Annotated in this window: 18 protein-coding genes; 12 read left to right on the forward strand and 6 right to left on the reverse strand. The window is 72.1% G+C overall.

Annotated elements, in window-relative coordinates; translation table 11 throughout:
• Positions 1-119: 119 nt before the first annotated feature.
• Genes efeO through ASD48_RS02755 form a run of 4 tightly spaced genes read left to right on the forward strand, consistent with a single transcriptional unit; the run spans position 120 to position 4392 of the window.
• Positions 120-1259 carry an iron uptake system protein EfeO gene (gene efeO / locus ASD48_RS02740; protein ID WP_020126789.1) on the forward strand — a complete coding sequence of 380 codons (1140 nt, stop codon included), beginning with the start codon at positions 120-122 and terminating at the stop codon, positions 1257-1259.
• A 15-nt stretch (positions 1260-1274) separates the two neighbouring features.
• Complete coding sequence (efeB, locus tag ASD48_RS02745) at positions 1275-2531, forward strand: iron uptake transporter deferrochelatase/peroxidase subunit (RefSeq protein WP_057599729.1); 1257 nt, start codon at positions 1275-1277, stop codon at positions 2529-2531.
• A gap of 3 nt (positions 2532-2534) precedes the next feature.
• The gene (efeU, locus tag ASD48_RS02750) at positions 2535-3428 is read left to right on the forward strand and encodes an iron uptake transporter permease EfeU (protein WP_057599730.1); all 894 of its coding nucleotides are present in this window, start codon (positions 2535-2537) and stop codon (positions 3426-3428) included.
• Positions 3367-4392, forward strand: a complete 1026-nt coding sequence (locus ASD48_RS02755; protein ID WP_079073582.1) for a hypothetical protein — start codon at positions 3367-3369, stop codon at positions 4390-4392. Before efeU ends, ASD48_RS02755 begins: the two co-directional genes overlap by 62 nt.
• A gap of 153 nt (positions 4393-4545) precedes the next feature.
• Here ASD48_RS02755 and ASD48_RS02760 read toward each other — a convergent pair whose 3' ends face one another.
• The 3 genes from ASD48_RS02760 to ASD48_RS02770 all read right to left on the reverse strand — a co-directional run bounded on the left by ASD48_RS02760 (position 4546) and on the right by ASD48_RS02770 (position 7092).
• Positions 4546-5283: a bifunctional DNA primase/polymerase gene (locus ASD48_RS02760; protein WP_057599732.1), complete on the reverse strand. Its 738-nt coding sequence runs from the start codon at positions 5281-5283 to the stop codon at positions 4546-4548.
• Positions 5284-5412: 129 nt separating this feature from the next.
• Positions 5413-6045 (reverse strand): TetR/AcrR family transcriptional regulator, encoded by a 633-nt coding sequence (locus tag ASD48_RS02765; protein ID WP_057599733.1) that lies wholly within the window; start codon positions 6043-6045, stop codon positions 5413-5415.
• A 45-nt stretch (positions 6046-6090) separates the two neighbouring features.
• A complete protein-coding gene (locus ASD48_RS02770) occupies positions 6091-7092 on the reverse strand; it encodes a Gfo/Idh/MocA family oxidoreductase (RefSeq protein WP_057599734.1) in 1002 nt (333 codons plus the stop codon).
• Between the two features lie 87 nt (positions 7093-7179).
• Between ASD48_RS02770 and ASD48_RS02775 the strand changes: the two genes are divergently transcribed.
• The 3 genes from ASD48_RS02775 to ASD48_RS02785 all read left to right on the forward strand — a co-directional run bounded on the left by ASD48_RS02775 (position 7180) and on the right by ASD48_RS02785 (position 10683).
• Entirely contained in the window at positions 7180-8493 is a 1314-nt protein-coding gene (locus ASD48_RS02775) for a multidrug effflux MFS transporter (RefSeq protein WP_057599735.1), read from the forward strand.
• Positions 8448-9614, forward strand: a complete 1167-nt coding sequence (locus ASD48_RS02780; RefSeq protein ID WP_057599736.1) for a serine hydrolase domain-containing protein — start codon at positions 8448-8450, stop codon at positions 9612-9614. Before ASD48_RS02775 ends, ASD48_RS02780 begins: the two co-directional genes overlap by 46 nt.
• A gap of 82 nt (positions 9615-9696) precedes the next feature.
• On the forward strand, positions 9697-10683 hold the full coding sequence (locus ASD48_RS02785) for a small ribosomal subunit Rsm22 family protein (protein WP_057599737.1): 987 nt from the start codon (positions 9697-9699) through the stop codon (positions 10681-10683).
• A gap of 22 nt (positions 10684-10705) precedes the next feature.
• Here the strand turns inward: ASD48_RS02785 and ASD48_RS02790 are convergent, their stop codons facing one another.
• Positions 10706-12346, reverse strand: a complete 1641-nt coding sequence (locus ASD48_RS02790) for an alkaline phosphatase D family protein (protein WP_057599738.1) — start codon at positions 12344-12346, stop codon at positions 10706-10708.
• Between the two features lie 158 nt (positions 12347-12504).
• Between ASD48_RS02790 and ASD48_RS02795 the strand changes: the two genes are divergently transcribed.
• Entirely contained in the window at positions 12505-13275 is a 771-nt protein-coding gene (locus ASD48_RS02795) for an SDR family oxidoreductase (RefSeq protein ID WP_057599739.1), read from the forward strand.
• A gap of 285 nt (positions 13276-13560) precedes the next feature.
• Here the strand turns inward: ASD48_RS02795 and ASD48_RS02800 are convergent, their stop codons facing one another.
• On the reverse strand, positions 13561-14757 hold the full coding sequence (locus ASD48_RS02800) for a serine hydrolase (RefSeq protein WP_107104206.1): 1197 nt from the start codon (positions 14755-14757) through the stop codon (positions 13561-13563).
• Between the two features lie 223 nt (positions 14758-14980).
• On the opposite strand from ASD48_RS02800, the gene ASD48_RS02805 reads away from it, so the two are divergent.
• A complete protein-coding gene (locus tag ASD48_RS02805; protein WP_057599740.1) occupies positions 14981-16459 on the forward strand; it encodes an FtsX-like permease family protein in 1479 nt (492 codons plus the stop codon).
• A 59-nt stretch (positions 16460-16518) separates the two neighbouring features.
• Positions 16519-17211, forward strand: coding sequence for an ABC transporter ATP-binding protein (locus ASD48_RS02810; RefSeq protein ID WP_020126803.1), 693 nt, complete (start codon positions 16519-16521; stop codon positions 17209-17211).
• A gap of 69 nt (positions 17212-17280) precedes the next feature.
• Here the strand turns inward: ASD48_RS02810 and ASD48_RS02815 are convergent, their stop codons facing one another.
• Positions 17281-17607: a nuclear transport factor 2 family protein gene (locus tag ASD48_RS02815; RefSeq protein ID WP_057599741.1), complete on the reverse strand. Its 327-nt coding sequence runs from the start codon at positions 17605-17607 to the stop codon at positions 17281-17283.
• 184 nt (positions 17608-17791) lie between these two features.
• Between ASD48_RS02815 and ASD48_RS02820 the strand changes: the two genes are divergently transcribed.
• Positions 17792-18337, forward strand: a complete 546-nt coding sequence (locus tag ASD48_RS02820; protein ID WP_057599742.1) for a DoxX family membrane protein — start codon at positions 17792-17794, stop codon at positions 18335-18337.
• 74 nt (positions 18338-18411) lie between these two features.
• Positions 18412-18834: a MazG-like family protein gene (locus ASD48_RS02825; RefSeq protein WP_057599743.1), complete on the forward strand. Its 423-nt coding sequence runs from the start codon at positions 18412-18414 to the stop codon at positions 18832-18834.
• The last annotated feature ends 194 nt before the right edge of the window (positions 18835-19028 follow it).

A 19028-nucleotide genomic window follows, 5' to 3' on the forward strand; every position in this document is an offset into this window, starting at 1 on the left:
GAGAGGTGAATCACTGCACGGGCGGGTATTACGCAGGTAAGCCTTGGATAAGTTAGGCGAGGCTCACCAACCCTTGTGAGCCGCGTCACGCCACTATTCAGCCATCGCTGGGAGCCCGAATGCGAGCCGCCAGACTGTCCGTCGTCACCGCCGTCACCGCCGTGACCGCACTGACCGCCGTCACCGGCTGCACCTCCAAGAGCGACGCGAAAGACGGGGACCGCGTCATCAGCGTGACCGCCACCGACGCCAAGTGCGTGACCTCCAAAAAGGAGATCTCCGCCGGACACGTCGAGCTCGCCATCGAGAACAAGGGTTCCAAGGTCACCGAGGTCTACATCCTTTTCCCGGACGACCGGATCGTCAGCGAGCGGGAGAACATCGGCCCCGGCACCAAGCAGCGGGTCACCGCCGAGGTGAAGGCCGGCGACTACCAGATCGCCTGCAAGCCCGGCATGAAGGGCACCGGCATCCGCCAGGACCTCAAGGTCACCGGCGGCTCGGTCGCCAAGCGCGACCCGCGCCTGGACAAGGCCGTCGCCGCCTACCGCGAGTACGCCCAGGAGCAGGCCGACGCCACGCTGCCGCTCGTCGCGACCTTCGTGAAGGCCGTCAAGGCCGGCGACCTCGAGGCGGCCAAGGCGGCCTACGCGCCCTCCCGTATCGGCTGGGAGCGCACCGAGCCGGTCGCGGAGTCCTTCGGCGACATCGACCCGAAGGTCGACGTCCGCGCGGACGGCCTGGAGGCCGGACAGACCTGGACCGGCTGGCACCGGCTGGAGAAGGCCCTCTGGCAGGACAAGAAGATCACCGCCGCCGAGAAGACCCTCGCCGACCAGCTCACCACCGACCTCACCGACTGGCAGAAGCGGGTCGGCAAGGCCGAGATCACCCCGACCTCCATGGCCAACGGCGCCAAGGAACTCCTCGACGAGGTCGCCACCGGCAAGGTCACCGGCGAGGAGGAGCGCTACTCGCACACCGACCTCGTCGACTTCAAGGCCAACGTCGAGGGCGCCCAGAAGTCGTACGAGCTGCTCAAGCCGGTCGCCAAGGAGAACGACGCGGCCCTGGTCACCGAGCTGGACAAGCAGTTCGCCGCGCTGAACACGCTGCTGGACAAGTACCGCCCGAACACGTCCTCGTACGCCTTCACCGCGTACGACAAGGTCGCCGCCGCCGACCGCAAGGAACTGTCCGACGCGGTCAACGCGCTCGCCGAGCCGCTGTCCAAGCTCGCCGCAGCCGTGGCGAAGTAACCGAGGGGCCAGGACATGACCGAGACCCAGGGCAGTGTGCCGTCCCGACGGTCGCTGATCGGCTGGGGCGGTGCCGGGCTCGCGCTCGGTGCCGCCGCGGCCGGCGGCGCGGTCGCGATGACCCGTACCGGCGACGACGTCGACCCGGCGGCCGCCGAGGTGGGCGCCGCGGTCGGCTTCCACGGCGCGAACCAGGCGGGCATCGCCACCCCCGTGCAGGACCGGCTCCACTTCGCCGCGTTCGACGTGAAGACCACGGACCGCGCCGAGTTCGTCCAGCTCCTGAAGGACTGGACGGAGGCGGCCCGCCGGATGACGGCCGGGAAGGCGGTCGGCGAGGGCGCGTACGGCGGTCTCGCCGAGGCGCCGCCGGACGACACCGGCGAGGCCCTGGGGCTCAAGCCGTCCCGGCTGACCCTGACGATCGGCTTCGGGCCGTCGCTGTTCGGCAAGCTCGGCCTCGCCGACCGCCGCCCGGACGCCCTGATCGATCTGCCCACGTTCGCCGGGGACGCGCTCGACGCGGCCCGCAGCAACGGCGACCTGTGCATCCAGGCCTGCGCGGACGATCCGCAGGTCGCCGTGCACGCGATCCGCAACCTGGCCCGGATCGGCATGGGCAAGGTCGTCATCCGCTGGTCGCAGCTCGGCTTCGGCAAGACCTCCTCCACGACACCCGACGCGCAGACCCCGCGCAACCTGATGGGCTTCAAGGACGGCACCCGCAACATCGCGGGCACCGAGACCGACCGGCTGGAGAAGTTCGTCTGGGTCGGCGAGAAGGACGTCAAGGAGAACTCGGCCTGGATGGTGGGCGGTTCCTATCTCGTCGCCCGCCGGATCCGCATGCACATCGAGACCTGGGACCGCACCTCGCTCCAGGAGCAGGAGGACATCTTCGGCCGCGACAAGGGCGAGGGCGCCCCGGTCGGCAAGGCCAGGGAGCGCGACGAGCCGTTCCTGAAGGCGATGAAGCCCGACGCGCACGTACGGCTCGCGCACCCGGACTCCAACCACGGGGCGACGATCCTGCGCCGCGGCTACTCCTTCACCGACGGCACCGACGGCCTCGGCCGGCTGGAGGCCGGTCTGTTCTTCCTCGCCTACCAGCGCGATGTGCGCGAGGGGTTCGTCCGCGTCCAGCGCAACCTCGCGACCGACGCGCTCAACGAGTACATCCAGCACGTGGGTTCGGCCGTCTTCGCCGTCCCGCCGGGCGTCCGTGACAAGGACGACTGGTGGGGCCGGACGCTGTTCTCCAAGGAGGCGTAGCCCGTGTTCTCCAACTATCTGATCGGACTGCGCGAGGGCCTGGAGGCCAGCCTCGTCGTCTGCATCCTCATCGCCTACCTGGTGAAGACCGGCCGCAGGGACGCCCTCAAGCCGATCTGGATCGGCATCGGCGTCGCGGTCGCGCTCGCGCTCGGCTTCGGCTGCGTCCTCGAGTTCGGCTCCCAGGAACTGACGTTCCAGGCGCAGGAGGCGCTCGGCGGCTCCCTGTCGATCCTCGCGGTCGGCCTGGTGACGTGGATGGTGTTCTGGATGCGGCGCACCGCCCGGCATCTGAAGTCGGAACTGCACGGCAAGCTGGACGCGGCCCTCGCGATGGGCACCGGTGCCCTGGTCGCCACCGCCTTCCTCGCGGTCGGCCGGGAGGGCCTGGAGACCGCCCTGTTCGTGTGGGCTTCGGTGCACGCGGCCGGCGACGGCACCCCGCGCCCGCTGATCGGTGTGGCCCTGGGCCTGGCGACCGCCGTCCTGCTGGGCTGGCTGTTCTACCGCGGGGCGCTGAGGATCAACCTCGCCAAGTTCTTCACCTGGACCGGCGGCATGCTCGTCGTGGTGGCCGCGGGCGTGCTGGCGTACGGCGTCCACGATCTCCAGGAGGCCGACTGGATCCCCGGCCTGAACAGCCTGGCCTTCGACATCACCGGCACCGTCCCGCCGGACAGCTGGTACGGCACGCTGCTGAAGGGCGTGTTCAACTTCCAGCCCGACCCGACGGTCCTCCAGGTCACGGTGTGGCTGCTGTACCTGGTCCCGACGCTCGCGCTGTTCCTCGCCCCGGTAGGGTTCGCCTCCGGGAAGGGGAAGGTGAAGTCGCCTGATGAGCAGGGAACGCAGCCTGAGGACCGGGGTTCCGCGCAGTCGAAGGCTCCGCGCACGTGACCGGTACGCACTCGTAGCGGCGTCACTCACCGCCGTCTCGCTCACGGCGAGCGGCTGCGTGGTGGTCCACGGGGAGCTCGAACTGCTCCCGGCCGCCACGAAGGCGGAAGCCGTGAAGGCGGTCGAGCAGTTCACGTCCGCCTACAACAAGGCGGACGCGGCGTACGACAGTTCCCTGGACGCCGACTACACCACCGGTGCCCTCGGGGTCATCGACGAGGCGCGGCTGAAGGCGGGCCGCGTCAACAACCCGGGCGGCAACCAGCAGCACACGCCGCTCGTGCTGTCGGACGTGAAGTACACGATCGTCGAGAAGGCGGGCTGGCCGCGCTGGTTCGTCGCCGACGCGAAGGGCAACAAGGGCGGCGACTCACGCTGGCTGATGGTGTTCAGCCGGGGCGGGCGGACGGAGCGGTGGCAGGCGACCTATCTGACGCTGGTGGCGCCGGGCTCGGTACCGGAGTTCAAGCAGGCGGGCAAGGACGGCCACGCCGAGGCCGTGCCCGCCGACTCCGCCGAACTGGCCGTCGCGCCCGAGGACTTGAGCAAGGACTACGCGGCGTACCTGCAGAGCGGCAAGGGCGCCTTCGCGGACGGCGCGTACACCACCACCCTGCGGGCGACCCGGGCGAAGAACGCCACCAAGCCGGGCCTGGCCACGCAGTACATCGACGAGCCGCTGACCGGCGGCGACTACGCGCCGCTGGCACTGCGCACCGCGGACGGCGGGGCGCTGGTCTTCTTCACCACGCACCACTACATGAAGCAGACGGCCGCGGCGGGCGCCGCCGTGCCCACCCCGAACAAGAACGTGGCCGCGCTGACGACCGGTGAGATCAAGCAGTCCCTGACCATGGAGTTCGTCGCCAACGACGTCGCCCTGACCCCCGCGAAGGGCGCGGGCAACGGCAAGGTGTCGATGCTCAGCCGGCTGGAGGGCCTGACGGCGGCCAAGGGCGCGTAGCGCTCCGCCGGAGCCCGGAGAAACCACCTGCGGGTGCGTCGTCTGCGCCTGCGGGTGCATCGTGTGCCTGCGGGTGCATCGTGTGCCTGCGGGCGGTTCAGGTGCCTGCGGGTGCTGCGTGGCCGGGCGCGCGGTTCCCCGCGCCTCTTGCGGTCAGTGGCGTGAGGGCCAGGCCGTGTTCGCCTGGTCGGGCTCCTGGCCGGCGTGGCGGGCGCAGGCGTCCGTCAGGGTTTCGAGCAGGGTCAGCGGGTCGGGCAGCGCGTGCTCGGGTCCGCGCAGCCAGTGCACGCAACGGCCGTCGTCGCCGGGGAGCCGGGCGGGCGGTACCAGGACGTAGGAGCCACGGCAGTGCCAGCGCAGGCCGGGGTGCTCGTCCATGGTCTCGGGGTGGCAGTCCAGCGCGCACGGCCACCACTCGTCCTCGTCCTCGGGGGTGCCGCGGGTGAGGGTGAAGAACAGCATGCGGCCGTCGTCGCTCTCGGCGACCGGGCCGACCTCGACGCCGGAGTCGAGCAGCCGCTCCAGGGCCTGCCGGCCCGCCTCCAGAGGCACGTCGAGGACGTCGTGCGTCATGCCGGTGGCGGTGATGAAGTTGGCCTGCGGCTGGTGGCGGGCCCAGCGCTCGATCTGCGCGCGATCGGTCGTGGACTGCGTCTGCCAGGCGAAGGACACCGGGTGCCGGGCGGGGGTCGGACAGCCGACCCGGTCGCAGGAGCAGCCGTAGCCGGGGGCCGGGTGCGCGGCGGGCGCGAGCGGGAATCCCGCTCCGGCGGCGGCCAGCAGCAGGGCCTCACGGTCGCCGGCTTCGTCGGCCTCCGTCGGGCCGCTCGTGCCCAGCCACTCCGAGATCTTGCCCCACAGGCCGGTCCGGCCGCCGAACTCCGCGCTCATCTGTCCCCTCGCTCGCTGTGGTGCCGCCAGCATGCCTCATGGTCGCACCATCCTGCGCATCGGGGGGCCGTAGCCGTGAATCGGGGCAGGTGGGACGGGTGGTGCCAGAGTCACCCATGTGGTGCGAGGTCAGCGCGGTGCGAGACCGTGCAGGGCGTAGTCGACGAGGGTGTCGGTGTACGCGTAGGAGATCGGGCCCGTGTGCTGGAGCCAGCGCTGGGCGAGCGGGGAGATGAAGAACTCCAGGGCGATGCGCGGGTCGAGGTCGGCGCGGACCTGGCCGGCCTCCTGCGCGGCCCGCAGCCGGTCGACGTACAGCTGGATGGACGGTTCCATCAGCTTCGCGGTGAACTCGCGGCCGACCTGTTCGTTGACCACGCCCTCGGCGGCCAGGGCCCGGGAGGGCGCCTCGAACCTGGGGTCCGTGAGCTGGTCGACGGTGGCCCGCAGGACGGCCTTGATGTCGGCGGCCAGGTCGCCGGTGTCGGGGATGACGTACGGCTGGTCCGCCGAGGCCCCCGCGTCCCGCGCCGCCTGTTCGCTGAGGTCGAGGAAGGCCTCCAGCAGGACGTCGGCCTTCGACCCCCACCAGCGGTAGATGGTCTGCTTGCCAACGCCCGCGCGGGCGGCGATTCCCTCGATCGTGGTCTTCGCGTAGCCGGTCTCCGCGACGAGGGCGAGCGCGGCATCGTAGATGGCGCGCCGGGACCGCTCGCTGCGGCGGGTGGTGTCGGGGGCCGGCTTACCGGACTGGGTGACCATGGGTCGACGGTACCAAGCGGGTGAGACGGGACGTCTCGCGAACGCTCACGCGTCCTCGCCGGGGTAGCGCACGCCGATCCGCTCGCGGACCGTGTCGAGGGTCCGCATGACGGCGAGGCTGCCGTCGAGCGGGACCAGCGGGGACTCGGTCTCGCCGGCCCGGACCGCGCGCATGACCTCGCGGGCCTCGTGCCGGAACGTCGTCCGGGGTCCGTCGGCCGGGTCGGCGGCGAACTCCTCGGGGTCACGCCCGTCGCGGTGCAGGACGAGGCGGTCGGGGTGGAAGAAGCCGGACGGGATGTCGATCCGGCCGCGAGAGCCGGTGACGGAGGCGGTGGTGCCCGTACCGCCGGCCACGGAGCAGTGCAGGGCGGCGAGCGCGCCGGAGTCCCAGGACAGGGCCAGCGCCGTCTGCAGGTCCACGCCCTCGGCGGACAGGACGGCCTGGGCGGCGATCCCCGAGGGCGCGCCGAGCAGGAGGTGGGCGAAGGAGACCGGGTAGACGCCGAGGTCGAGGAGGGCGCCGCCGCCCTGGGCGGGGTCGCGCAGCCGGTGCGAGGGCGGGAAGGGGCCTTCGAGGCCGAAGTCGGCCTGCACGGTGCGGACCTCGCCGATCGCGCCGTCGTCGACGAGGGCCTTGAGACGGCGGATCACGGGGTTGCAGTACATCCACATGGCTTCCATGAGGAAGCGGTCGTGCTCCCGGGCCAGCGCGACCAGTTCCTCGGCCTCGCGCAGGTTCAGCGTGAACGCCTTCTCGCACAGCACGTTGCGCCCGGCCTCCAGGCAGAGTCCGGCGGCGGTGCGGTGGGCGGCGTGCGGGGTGGCGACGTAGACGACATCGATGTCCTCGTCGGCGGCGAGCGCGGCCCAGTCGCCGTAGGCCCGGGGTATGCCGAACCGGTCGGCGAACGCCTTCGCGGAGACCTCGGAGCGGGAGGCGACCGCGACGACCTCCGCGTCGGGCAGGTCGATCAGATCCGCCGTGAACGCGGCGGCGATCCCGCCGGTCGCGAGGATGCCCCACCGCACCGTGTCCGTCGTCATACCCTGCCCCGTCCTCGTGCCGTCCCAGCAGTGTGTTCGAGCTGAGAGCATAGGTGGCACAGATGTCGGAGAGGGAGGGGCGGCCGGATGCCGGAGGGCGGGGCCATACCTGACGCGGCGCCGAAGGCCGTGACGGACGGGGGCACGAGCACAGGCAGAGGAGCGGGGCCGACGCTGTCCGCCCGGCGCCGGGCGGGGCTGCTCGTCACCCTCGTGCTGGGCGGGCTGACCGCCACTCCCCCGCTCTCGATGGACATGTACCTCCCGGCGCTGCCGGAGGTGACCCGCTCCCTGCACGCGCCGGCCGCGACCGTGCAGCTCACGCTGACCGCGTGCCTGGCCGGTATGGCGCTGGGGCAGCTGGTGGTGGGCCCGATGAGCGACCGGTGGGGGCGCCGGCGCCCGCTGCTGGCCGGTCTCGTCGTCTACGTCGTGGCGACCGCCCTGTGCGCCCTGGCGCCCACCGTCGAGCTGCTGGTCGCCTGCCGGCTGCTGCAGGGGCTCGCGGGCGCGGCCGGGATCGTGATCGCGCGGGCCGTCGTACGCGATCTGTACGACGGCGTCGCGATGGCCCGGTTCTTCTCCACCCTGATGCTGATCTCCGGGGTCGCCCCGGTCGTGGCACCGCTGATCGGCGCGCAGATCCTGCGGGCGACGGACTGGCGGGGGGTATTCGTGCTCCTCACGGGGGTGGGGCTGCTGCTGGCCGTGCTGGTGTGGACCCGGCTGCCGGAGACGCTGCCCGCCGCCGAACGCCACGCGGGCGGGGTCGGCGAGGCCCTGCGCTCGATGCGCCGGCTCCTCGGCGACCTGCCCTTCACCGGGTACATGCTCACGGGCGGTTTCACCTTCGCCGCGCTGTTCGCGTACATCAGCGCCTCGCCGTTCGTGGTCCAGGAGATCTACGGCGCCTCCCCGCAGACGTTCGGCCTGCTGTTCGGCGTGAATTCGGTCGGACTGGTGCTCCTCGGCCAGCTCAACGGCAGGGTGTTGGTGGGCCGCGTCCGGCTGGACCGGGTCCTGGCGGTCGGCCTTCTGACGGTCGTGCTGGCCGCGACCGCCCTGCTGCTGATGACGACGGGTGTGTTCGGAGAGGTCGGGCTGGCGCCGGTGGCCGCCGCGCTGTTCGTCCTGATGTCCGCGATGGGCATCACGCTGCCGAACGCGCAGACCCTCGCCCTGATGCGGGTCCGGCACTCCGCCGGGTCCGCCTCCGCCCTCCTCGGTACGTCCTCCTTCCTCATCGGCGCGATCGCCTCGCCGCTCGTCGGGATCGCCGGCGAGCACACGGCCGTCCCGATGGCCGTGGTCCAGTTGGCTGCCGCACTGGTGGCGGTGGCCTGCTTCGTGGGAATGTGCCGTCCCTGGACCAAGGCGGGCGCGGAAGGAGCAGTGAGCTGAGCGCACCGAGACTGCGCGTCGACACACCGGAACGGGCCGGGCTCGACCCGGCGGAGACGCGGCTCCTCGTCCGCGACGTCGTGGACCTCACCACCGGCGACCCGCCCTGGGCGGCGGGAGCCGTCGTGGTCGCCGGGCGCGGCCCGGTGATCGCCGTGCGGGAGGCGGTGGGCTGGGCGGTGCGCTACTCGGCGTACGACCCGGCGGCCGACGCGGGGGTGGAGCTCCCGGCCGGGGCACGGATCCCGATGACCGTCGACACCCCTTTCGACCTGGCGTCCCTCACCAAGCTGTTCACCTCGGTGGCGGCGGTGCAGCAGATCGAGCGCGGCACCCTCGGCATCGACGCGCGGGTGGGCGCCTATCTGCCCGACTTCCAGGCGGCGGCGGAGCACGGCATCACCGTCCGCCAGCTCCTCACCCACACCTCCGGGCTGCGCCCCGAGCTGCCCCTGTACGAGTGCGCGGACGACACCCGCCGCTGGGCGCTGCTACGCGCGGAGACACCGGTCGGCGCACCGGGCACGTATCTGTACTCGGACCTGAACATGCTGCTGCTCCAGCAGCTTCTGGAGCGGCTGACCGGCCGCACCCTCGACGTCCTCGTGCGGGAGGGGATCACCCGGCCGCTGGGCATGACCTCGACCGACTTCGGCCCGTGCCCCGGCGCGGCGGCGACCGAGGACCAGCGGCGGCCGTGGGCGAAGGCGGACCGGGGGATGCTGCGGGGCGTGGTGCACGACGAGAACGCCTGGGCGCTGGGCGGGGTGGCCGGTCACGCGGGGCTGTTCTCCACGGGTCACGACCTCGCGGTGTTCTGCCGCACCCTGCTGTCGGGCGGTTCGTACGGACCCGCCCGGATCCTGGGCCCCGACTTCGTGGAACTCCTGCTGACCCCGCCGGGGCTGGGATTCGCGGTGGACCAGTCGTGGTTCATGGGCGAGCTGGCGGGCGAGGGCGCGGCGGGGCACACCGGGTTCACCGGGACCTCGCTGGTGCTGGATCCGGCGACGGACACGTTCCTGGTGCTGCTGGCGAACACGGTGCATCCGAGGCGACGGGTGCCGGACAGCGGGCCGCGCGCTCTGGCGGGGACGCGGCTGGCGATGGCGGTGCGGTGAGAGCGGTTGCGGTGAGAGCAGGGGCGGTGAGAGCGGTGGCGGTGCGGTGAGGGCGGTGGCCCGGACCTGAGAAAATCCAGGGGTGAACGTCTCCGTATCCGTTTCCGAGACCCTCCGCGGTGCCCTGACGGACCTGCTCGACGGGCTGCCGCCCAAGCAGGCCGGACAGGCCGTCGAGCGGCTCATCGCCAACTACCGGGGCGCCACCCCCACCGACGCCCCCATCCTGCGCGACCGGGCGGACGTGGTCGCGTACGCCGCGTACCGGATGCCGGCGACCTTCGAGGCGGTGCGCTCGGCGCTGGAGGCGTTCGCGGACGCCGTACCGCACTGGTCGCCGACCGGTCATGTGGACGTCGGCGGCGGCACCGGCGCGGCGACCTGGGCGGTGAGTTCCACCTGGGACGGGACGCGCCCGGTGACCGTGCTCGACTGGGCGGAGCCCGCCCTGGCCCTCGGCAGTGAGATCGCCGCCGCGAACCCGGCCCTGCGCGGCGCCCGCTGGCAGCGCGCCCGCATCGGCGCCGCCCTCGCCCTGGACCCCACGGACCTGGTCACCGTCTCCTACGTCCTCAACGAGCTGGCCGCCCCCGACCGGGCGGTGCTGGTGGACGCCGCCGCGGCGGCCGCGCAGGCCGTGGTGATCGTCGAGCCGGGCACCCCGGACGGCTACGCCCGGGTGATCGAGGCCCGCGACCGGCTGATCGCCGCCGGGTTCCGGATCGCCGCGCCCTGCCCGCACAGCGCGGCCTGTCCGATCGTGCCCGGCACGGACTGGTGCCACTTCTCGGCGCGGGTCAGCCGCTCGTCCCTGCACCGGCAGGTCAAGGGCGGCTCGCTGCCCTACGAGGACGAGAAGTTCAGCTATGTCGCGGCCACCCGCTTCCCCGCCTCCCCCGTCTCCTCGCGGGTGGTCCGGCGGCCGCAGATCCGCAAGGGACAGGTGCTCCTCGACCTGTGCGAGGCCGAGGAGCGGCTGAGCCGTACGACGGTGACGAAGAAGCACGGCGACCTGTACCGGGCGGCCCGGGACGCCGACTGGGGTGACGCCTGGCCGCCGGCCCCGTGAGCGTGGTGGTGACGCGGGCGGCTCAGGCCGGCTTGAGCCCCTGGTCGCCGATCTCCGTCACGAAGGAGGCGGCCGTGGTGAGGGGGGCGCCCTGCGTGGTGACGTACGGGACGGTCTTGAAGTCGGCGCGGGCGAGGTCGCGGCCGAGCGAGACGGTCGCGTAGCCGCGCAGGCCGTTGTAGAACCTCAGGTGCGGGTTGGCGGCCATGAAGGTGGCCCAGTTGGCGGGCTTCGCCGAGCCGTTGCCGCCGCTGGAGATCGACGAGGTGACGATCTCCGTGCCGAGGGTCTTCGACGCCTGGTCGTCGAAGTCCTTCTTGATGTCGAAGCCGTAGTGCACGTGGACGTCACCGGTGAGGACCATCAGGTTCTCGACGCCGGCGGCCTGCGCGCCGGTCAGGATCCGCTCGCGGGAGGCCGGGTAGCCGTCCCAGGAGTCCATGGAGACCTGGGAGGGCACGGTGGTGGAGTTGTGCCGCCGGGCGAAGGTGACCTGCTGCGGGACCACGTTCCACAGGGCGCGCGAGCGGTGCCAGCCGTCGATCAGCCAGCGCTCCTGGGTCTTGCCCGTGAGGGTGCGGGCCGGGTCCTCGGACTCGGGTCCCGGGACCTTCCAGCCGTCGCCGTACGCCTGGTCGGAGCGGTACTGGCGGGTGTCGAGGACGTCGAACTGGGCGAGCCGGCCCCAGTGCAGGCGCCGGTAGAGCCTGAGGTCGGCGCCGTCGGGGAGCTGCGGGCGGCGCAGCGGCTGGTTCTCCCAGTAGGCGCGGTAGGCGGCGGCCCGGCGGACGAGGAACTCCTCGGCGGGGTCGTCGTTCTCCGACACCGCGCCCGCGTAGTTGTTCTCGGTCTCGTGGTCGTCCCAGGTGACGACGAACGGGTGGGCGGCGTGCGCGGCCAGCAGGTCGGGGTCGGACTTGTAGAGCGCGTACTTGAGGCGGTAGTCGTCCAGCGTCACCATCTCGTGGCCGTAGACGGCGGGCACGGTCCCGGCGGGGTAGGCGCGGGCGCCTCCGACGCCGCTGACGGCGTACTCGTAGAGGTAGTCGCCGAGGTGCAGGACGAGGTCCACGTCGTCCTCGGCGAGGTGCTTGTAGGCGGTGAAGTAGCCCTGGTCGTAGCGCTGGCAGGAGACCACGCCGACGGTGAGGGCGGTCGCCTTCGCGCCGGGGGCGGGGGCGGTCCGCGTGCGGCCGGTGCGGCTGATCCAGGTGCCCGCCTTGAAGCGGTAGTAGTACACCCGGTCGTTCTCCAGGCCGTCGACCTGGACGTGCACGCTGTGGCCGAACTCCGGGTGCGCGAGGGTCGTGCCGCGTCTGACGGGCCGGCGGAAGGTCTCGTCGCGGGCCAGTTCCCAGTGCACGGTGATCCGCTCGGCGGGCAGTCCGCCGTCCGCCTGGTACGGGGCGGGCGCGAGGCGGGTCCACAGGAGGACGGAGCCCGGCAGCGGGTCGCCGGAGGCGACGCCGAGGGTGAAGGGGTCGTCGGTGAGCCGCGCCGGGTCGAGTTCGGCGGCGGCCGCGGTACCGGCGGCGGGCAGGTTCACGGTGAAGGCGAGCGCGGCGGCGGCCGCGGTACCGGTGAGGAAGCGGCGGCGCCCCAGGTGGCGGGCGGTGGCGCGGAGTTCGGGGGCATGCTGGGACTCGTGGGCTGCGGGTGTCATTCCGGTCCTCCCCTGAAAAGTGGCGGCAGAAGGCATTGGAGTGGCCGGAGACGGCCCGGGGGCATCGCCGGGTTGGCGCGTACACAACAGTCGGATGTCGGACGCGTGCGTTCCGCATACCGGATCCAAGGGCCGGTGCTCACGTACGCTGCGGGGCCATGGCTGCGAACCTCACTGCCGGGCAACCGAAGATCGCGATCGTCACCGGCGCCGGATCCGGGATCGGACGGGCGGTCTCCGTGGAACTGCTGCGCGCGGGCTGGTCGGTGGCGCTGGCAGGGCGGCGCGCCGAGACCCTGGAGGCGACGGCCGCGCTGGTGCCCGAAGGCCCTCATCTCGCGGTACGGACGGACGTCTCACGCCCGGAGGAGGTGACGGCCCTCTTCGACGCCGTACGGGACCGCTTCGGACGGCTGGACCTGCTGTTCAACAACGCGGGGACGTTCGGCCCCGGTGGCGTGCCGTTCGAGGAACTCCCCTACGACGCCTGGCGGCACGTGGTGGACACCAACCTCAACGGGGCGTTCCTGTGCGCGCAGGGGGCGTACCGGCAGATGAAGGAGCAGGATCCCCGGGGCGGCCGGATCATCAACAACGGGTCCGTCTCGGCGCACACGCCCCGCCCGCTGTCGGCGCCCTACACGGCGACCAAGCACGCCCTCACCGGCCTGACGAAGTCCCTTTCACTGGACGGCCGGGCCCACGGCATCGCGGTCGGTCAGATCGACATCGGCAACGCGGCCACCGACATGACGGCGCGGATGCGGACGGGCGCGTTGCAGGCGAACGGTGAGACCGCGCCGGAACCGGTGATGGACGTCGCCGACGTGGCGCGCACGGTGCGGCACATGGCGGAGCTGCCACTGGAGGCGAACGTGCAGTTCGCGACGGTGCTGGCGACGGCGATGCCGTACGTGGGACGGGGCTGAGGTCGCCCGCCGAGGACGGGCCGCTGTCGGCGCCGGCCGCCCACAGGTCGTCAACTCCTCAACCTACACAAGCGGAGTTTCTCCATCCGCACCATTGCGGCCGGTGGCGGACCTATGCTCAACTCTTCTCCACGAGAACTTCACACTTGAACTACGACAGTTCCGCCCCGAACCACCACAAGCCACACCGAGGGGGAGGGGCAGCCGTCCCAAGGCGCCGGGTGGGGGTGGACCTCGCCGGGACCGCGAGGTACGCACCGGCGCCGCGGGACGGCTGCCGCACCATCAACCCGCCGGCGGCTTCTCGCCGGAACGGCGCCGACGCCGGCGCAGCGCGTACGCCCCGCCCGCCATCAGCGCCACCGCTCCCCCGGCCCCGACAAGCGCGCCCCAGCCGTCCGGACCCGCGCCGTCCGCCGCCGAGGCCGCCTCCGCACCGGCGTGCGGCGCCTGCCCCGCGGACGACCCGCTCGCCCTGGTCCCGCCCTCGCTGAGTGCCTCGACCAGCGTCCCCACCGCGCGCGCCGAACTCCCCTGCGCGAAGCCCCAGTCGAGCAGCGCGGCGGTCTCCTCGTAGACGGCGTTGTGGCCGCTCTTCGGATGCAGCACGGTGACGACGAGAGTGCGCCCCGCGCGGGTCGCGGCGCCGGTGAAGGTGTTGCCGGCGTTGCTGGTGAAGCCGTTCTTCACGCCGATCATGCCCGGATACGGCGTCACCCCGTACGTGCCCGACAGCAGCCGGTCGGTGTTCTCGATCCGGAAGGTCTTCCCGCCGCCGGCCGGGAACTCGGCCGCCCTGGTGCCGCAGTAGGCGCGGAAGTCGGCGTCGCGCAGCCCGTGCCGGGCGAAGAGGGCGAGGTCGTAGGCGGAGGACAGCTGGCCGTCGTGGTCGTAGCCGTCGGGGCTGACGACATGGGTGTCCAGCGCCTGCAGGTCGACCGCTCTCGCCTGCATCTCGGCGACCGTCTTCGCGACCCCGCCGTTCATCCGCGCGAGCACCTGCACGGCGTCGTTGCCCGAGCGCAGGAACACGCCCTGCCACAACTGCTCGACGGTGTAGGTGATACCGGCCCTGACACCGACGAGGCTGGAGCCGGAAGGGATGCCGGCCAGGTCCGCCTCGGTCACCCGGTAGCGCTCGGTGCGCTCGAACCTGTCCAGCAGGGTGTCCGCGAACAGCATCTTCAGCGTGGAGGCGGGCGCGATCCGCAGGTGCGCGCGGAAAGAGGCGAGCACCTCGCCGCTGTCCTGGTCGGCGAGCAGCCAGGCCCGGGCGGTGAGCTTCTTCGGCAGGGCGCCGCCCCCGTTCACCTGAACGCCGTCGGCGACGAGCCGCGGGCCCCCGACCACCACGTCGGAGGCGGCCGCGGCCGGTGTCGCCGCGAGCGGCACGGCGGTCAGTGGCGCGGTCGCCGCGGTGGCCGCGAGGGCCAGCAGGGAGCGCCGGGACAGGCGCGGAGAAGAGCGCGAGAATGCGTGCACTGCGGGACCGTACAAGGGGATTCGAGGAAAAAGGAAATCCTCAGCCAACAGCTGTCACCTGGGAAAAGCCTCTCCACAGCCTAGGAATCAGCTGTCTCAAGGAATTCTGATCCGGGCCTCCGCATTCTCAGTCCTTACACATCTTTTACTCAGGACGACTCAAAGGTTTCTCCCTAGGTTGTGGCCGCGCCCACAGAGGGCGCCAAGAACCTTAGGGAACGGGATGTTTGGCATCTATCTCAAGCGTGAACTGGGCCGGCGCAAGAAGGCCGCCCTGGTCATCGCACTGGGTCTGGCGCTCGGAATCGCGCTGGTCATCACCGTCAACTCGGTGTCGGCCGGCATGACACAGGCTCAGGACAAGGTCCTTCAGTCGCTGTACGGTCTCGGCACCGACATGACCGTCACCAAGGCGCGCACGGCGCCCACGGCGAACAGTTCCGGCGGCCCCAGATTCGAGTTCGACGCCAAGGGCGAGGACGACGACGACGCGGAGCAGAGCTCGGACCGGGTCTCGACCCAGGGCGGTCAGGCCCTGAAGGCCGCGCTCGTCACGCAGGTCGCCGACCAGAAGGGCGTGGCGGCCGCGGTCGGCGCCCTCACCCTGAACGTCACCAAGGTCGACGGCTCCTTCACCCAGGGCAAGGCACAGAGCTCCAGCGGAACCGGTGGCAACGGCGGCCAGGGCGGCCCCGGCGGCAGCGGCGGCGGGTCCACCGCGGCCCCGCAGGTCCAGGGCGGCGGCGCCTCCTTCGACGTCAACTCGTACTCCGTGGCCGGTGTCGACGTCACCAACCAGGACCTCGGCCCGCTGGCGAGCTCGAAGATCTCCTCGGGCGTGACGTTCACCTCGGCGCAGACGAACGCCAAGGTGGCCGTCGTCAGCAAGTCGTACGCCAAGGAGAAGTCGTACAAGGTCGGTTCGACGCTGACGATCTCCAGCACCAAGTACAAGATCATCGGTATCGCCACCCCCGACAGCAGTGACTCCACCACGGACGTCTACCTGCCGCTGAAGCAGGCGCAGACCCTCGCCGACGCGGCGGACCAGGTCACCACGATCTACGTCAAGGCGACCGACTCCCAGCAGATCGACACCGTCAAGGCGACGATCCAGAAGAACATCTCCGGCACGACCGTCACCACCTCCGCCGACCTCGCGGAGACCGTGTCCGGTTCCCTCTCCACCGCCTCCAACCTGGCGACCAGCGTCGGCAAGTGGCTGTCGATCGCCGTCCTCGTCGCCGCGTTCCTGGTGGCCGCGCTGCTCACCTCCTCGGCCGTGTCCCGCCGGGTGCGCGAGTTCGGCACCCTGAAGGCACTCGGCTGGCCGAGCCGCCGGGTCACCCGGCAGGTCGTCGGCGAGTCCATGGTCAACGGTCTCCTCGGCGGCGCCCTCGGCATCGCTCTGGGCCTGGCGGCCGCCTACACCGTGACGGCGATCAGCCCGAAGCTGACCGCCGAGCTCGGCAACACCGGCGGCGGTGGCGGTGGCGGCATGGGCGGCGGCCCCGGCGGCGGCGGTCCCGGTCAGCAGTCCGCGTCGAACACGATGGAGATCGCCCTCTCGGCCCCCGTCTCCGTCACCACGATCGCGCTCGCGGTCGGCCTGGCGATCGCCGGCGGTCTGATCGCCGGCGCGATGGGCGGCTGGCGCGCCTCCCGGATGCGCCCGGCGGACGCCCTGCGGAGCGTCTCCTGACCCGCGTCCCGACCAGTCGTCACATCCCTCACGGAGAACACGGAGAACCCGGAGACCCCATGTACAACCTCACCGGCGTCACCAAGCGCTACACGCGCGGCAAGGAGACGGTCGAGGCGCTGCGCGGCATCGACCTCACCATCGCGGAGGGCGACCAGCTCGTCATCCAGGGCCCCACGGGCGGCGGCAAGTCGACGCTGCTGCAGATGATCGGCGGCCTCGACCGTCCGACCGAGGGCAGCGTCGAGCTGGACGGCGTCGACCTCGCACGGATCAGCGAGGCGAAGCTGACCCGGCTGCGCGCCGAGAAGATCGGCATCATCTTCCAGTCGTTCAACCTCATCCCGACGCTGACCGCGCAGGAGAACGTCGAGACGGCGCTCGTCCCGCTCGGCGTGAAGCCCGCGGAGCGGCGCGAGCGCGCGGCGGAGGCCCTGCGCTCGGTCGGCCTGGGCGAGCGCCTCACGCACGCCCCGGCGGAACTCTCCGGCGGCCAGCAGCAGCGCGTGGCGATCGCCCGCGCGCTGGTCAAGAAGCCGAAGGTGCTGCTCGCCGACGAGCCCACCGGCAACCTCGACGAGGGCATGCGCGACGAGATCATGGAGGTCCTCGAAGGGCTGTGGCACGAGTACGGGCTGACGTTCATCATGGTCACCCACGACTCGTCGATCGCCCGCCGGGCCCCGCGCCTGGCCACCATCAAGGCGGGTCAGCTCACCCTGACGGAGCAGGCGGTCGCCCGCTCCTGGTGAACTCCCGCGACACGAGGGGCCGTTGACCGCCTGCCCGGCGGTGAACGGCCCCTCGGCCGTCATCCCTCGCTAGGCCTGACCGGTCTCGAAACGGGAGATCCGGCCGTCGTCCTCGACGACGAAGCTCCACCTGGTGCGCATCTCGCCCCAGGTGTCGTTGCGGTAGTCGGCGATGAGGGCGCGCCCGCCGGCCGACTCCTTGGTGACGTCCATGTGGCCGTGGGAGGAGAAGATCTCCCGGTCGGCCCACTGGGCGAGGTCACGGTCGGAGCCGTCGTCCGCCATGGTCGCGTCGGGGGTGAGCAGGCTGCGGAACGCCTCTTCGTCATGGGCGTTGACGGCGGCGACGAAGGCCCGCACGGCCGGGTCGCTGAGTCTGTCGATCTGGATCGCCATACCGGCCACCCTCACACCGCGCTCCGGGCCCCGCCACCCGAACGGCGCCCAGGACGGGCCGTACGGGTGTGAGTGGTGCGACGGTGGAGACGCGGAGGGGGTTGTTCCCGCTCCTGCTCCTGTTTCCGCTCCTCATCTCCTCCGTCACCTTCCACGTCCGCCGTTCTCTGCTCAGGGAGTCACCGTGACCTGTTACGACCGTCGTGATCTGGGACTGCTGCTGCTCCGGCTCGGCACCGGCGGAGTACTGGCGGCCCACGGCGCGCAGAAGCTGTTCGGCTGGTTCGGCGGGCACGGCCTGGAGGGGACCGGCCAGTTCATGGAGTCCGTCGGCTACGCCCCCGGCAAGGCCAGTGCGACGGCGGCGGGCCTGGCGGAGGCCGGCGGCGGCACGCTGCTGGCGCTGGGCCTGGCCACCCCGGCCGCGGGCGCTGCGGCGGCCGGCGCGATGGCGGGCGCGTCCGCGGTGCACGTCCCCAACGGCTTCTTCGCGCAGAGCGGCGGCTACGAGCACGCGGCCTCCCTGGGCCTGGCCGCCGCGGGCCTCGCCATCACCGGCCCGGGCCGCCTCTCCCTGGACCACGTCCTCGGCCACACGGTCGACCGCCGCTGGATGGTCCCGGTGGCCCTCGGCGTGACGGCGGCGGTCACGACGGTGGTCATCGGCATGCGGAACAAGCGCCTGCGCAGTCAGGAGGAGGGCGAGCAGGAGGCGCTGTTCGAGGAGTGAGCCCCCGGGCGCGCCGAGGAGCTGCCCGGCAGTTGCCGGGACCCGGGTCTGACCTGACCTGACACGCTTCCTTCATGAGCACCCAGCCCCGGCCTCTCACCCCCAGGCCTCTCACCCGTTCCGCACCCCCCGAACCAGAGGCCGACGGCCCCACCGATCTCTGGGCCACCGTCGACGCCCTGTGGAACTGGCTGGACGCCAACGCGGCGCACGGCGGCCGCGAAGGCCTGCTGCTGCGCGTGCTGAAGCTCTCGGAGGAGGTCGGCGAGGTCGCCCAGGCGATCATCGGCGCGACCGGCCAGAACCCCCGCAAGGGCGTCACCCACACGTGGGAGGACGTACAGGGCGAACTGTGCGACGTGGCCGTCACGGCACTGGTGGCGCTGCGCACGCTCACCCCGGAGGCTGAGGCGGTGTTCGCGGGACATCTGGCGCGGGTGGCGGAGCGGTCCCTGGAAAGCGGGGGCGATCGGTCGGCGCGACAACCCGCGCCCTGACCGCGAGGAGGCCGACGAGACGGGAGCCCGCCGCGGCCGCGAGGAAGGCATCGTCGTTCCTCGTGGCGGAGCCGGTCGCGAGACGCGGCACGGCGCGCGGCGGTTGTCCGCCGGGGCCGCCGGGGCCGCCGGGGCCGCCGGGGCCGCCGGGGCCGCCGGGGCCGCCGGGGCCGAACCGCAATGAAGACCGAGCC

It is taken from the genome of Streptomyces sp. Root1310, from assembly GCF_001426425.1.
In the GTDB taxonomy this organism is placed as follows: Bacteria; Actinomycetota; Actinomycetes; order Streptomycetales; family Streptomycetaceae; genus Streptomyces.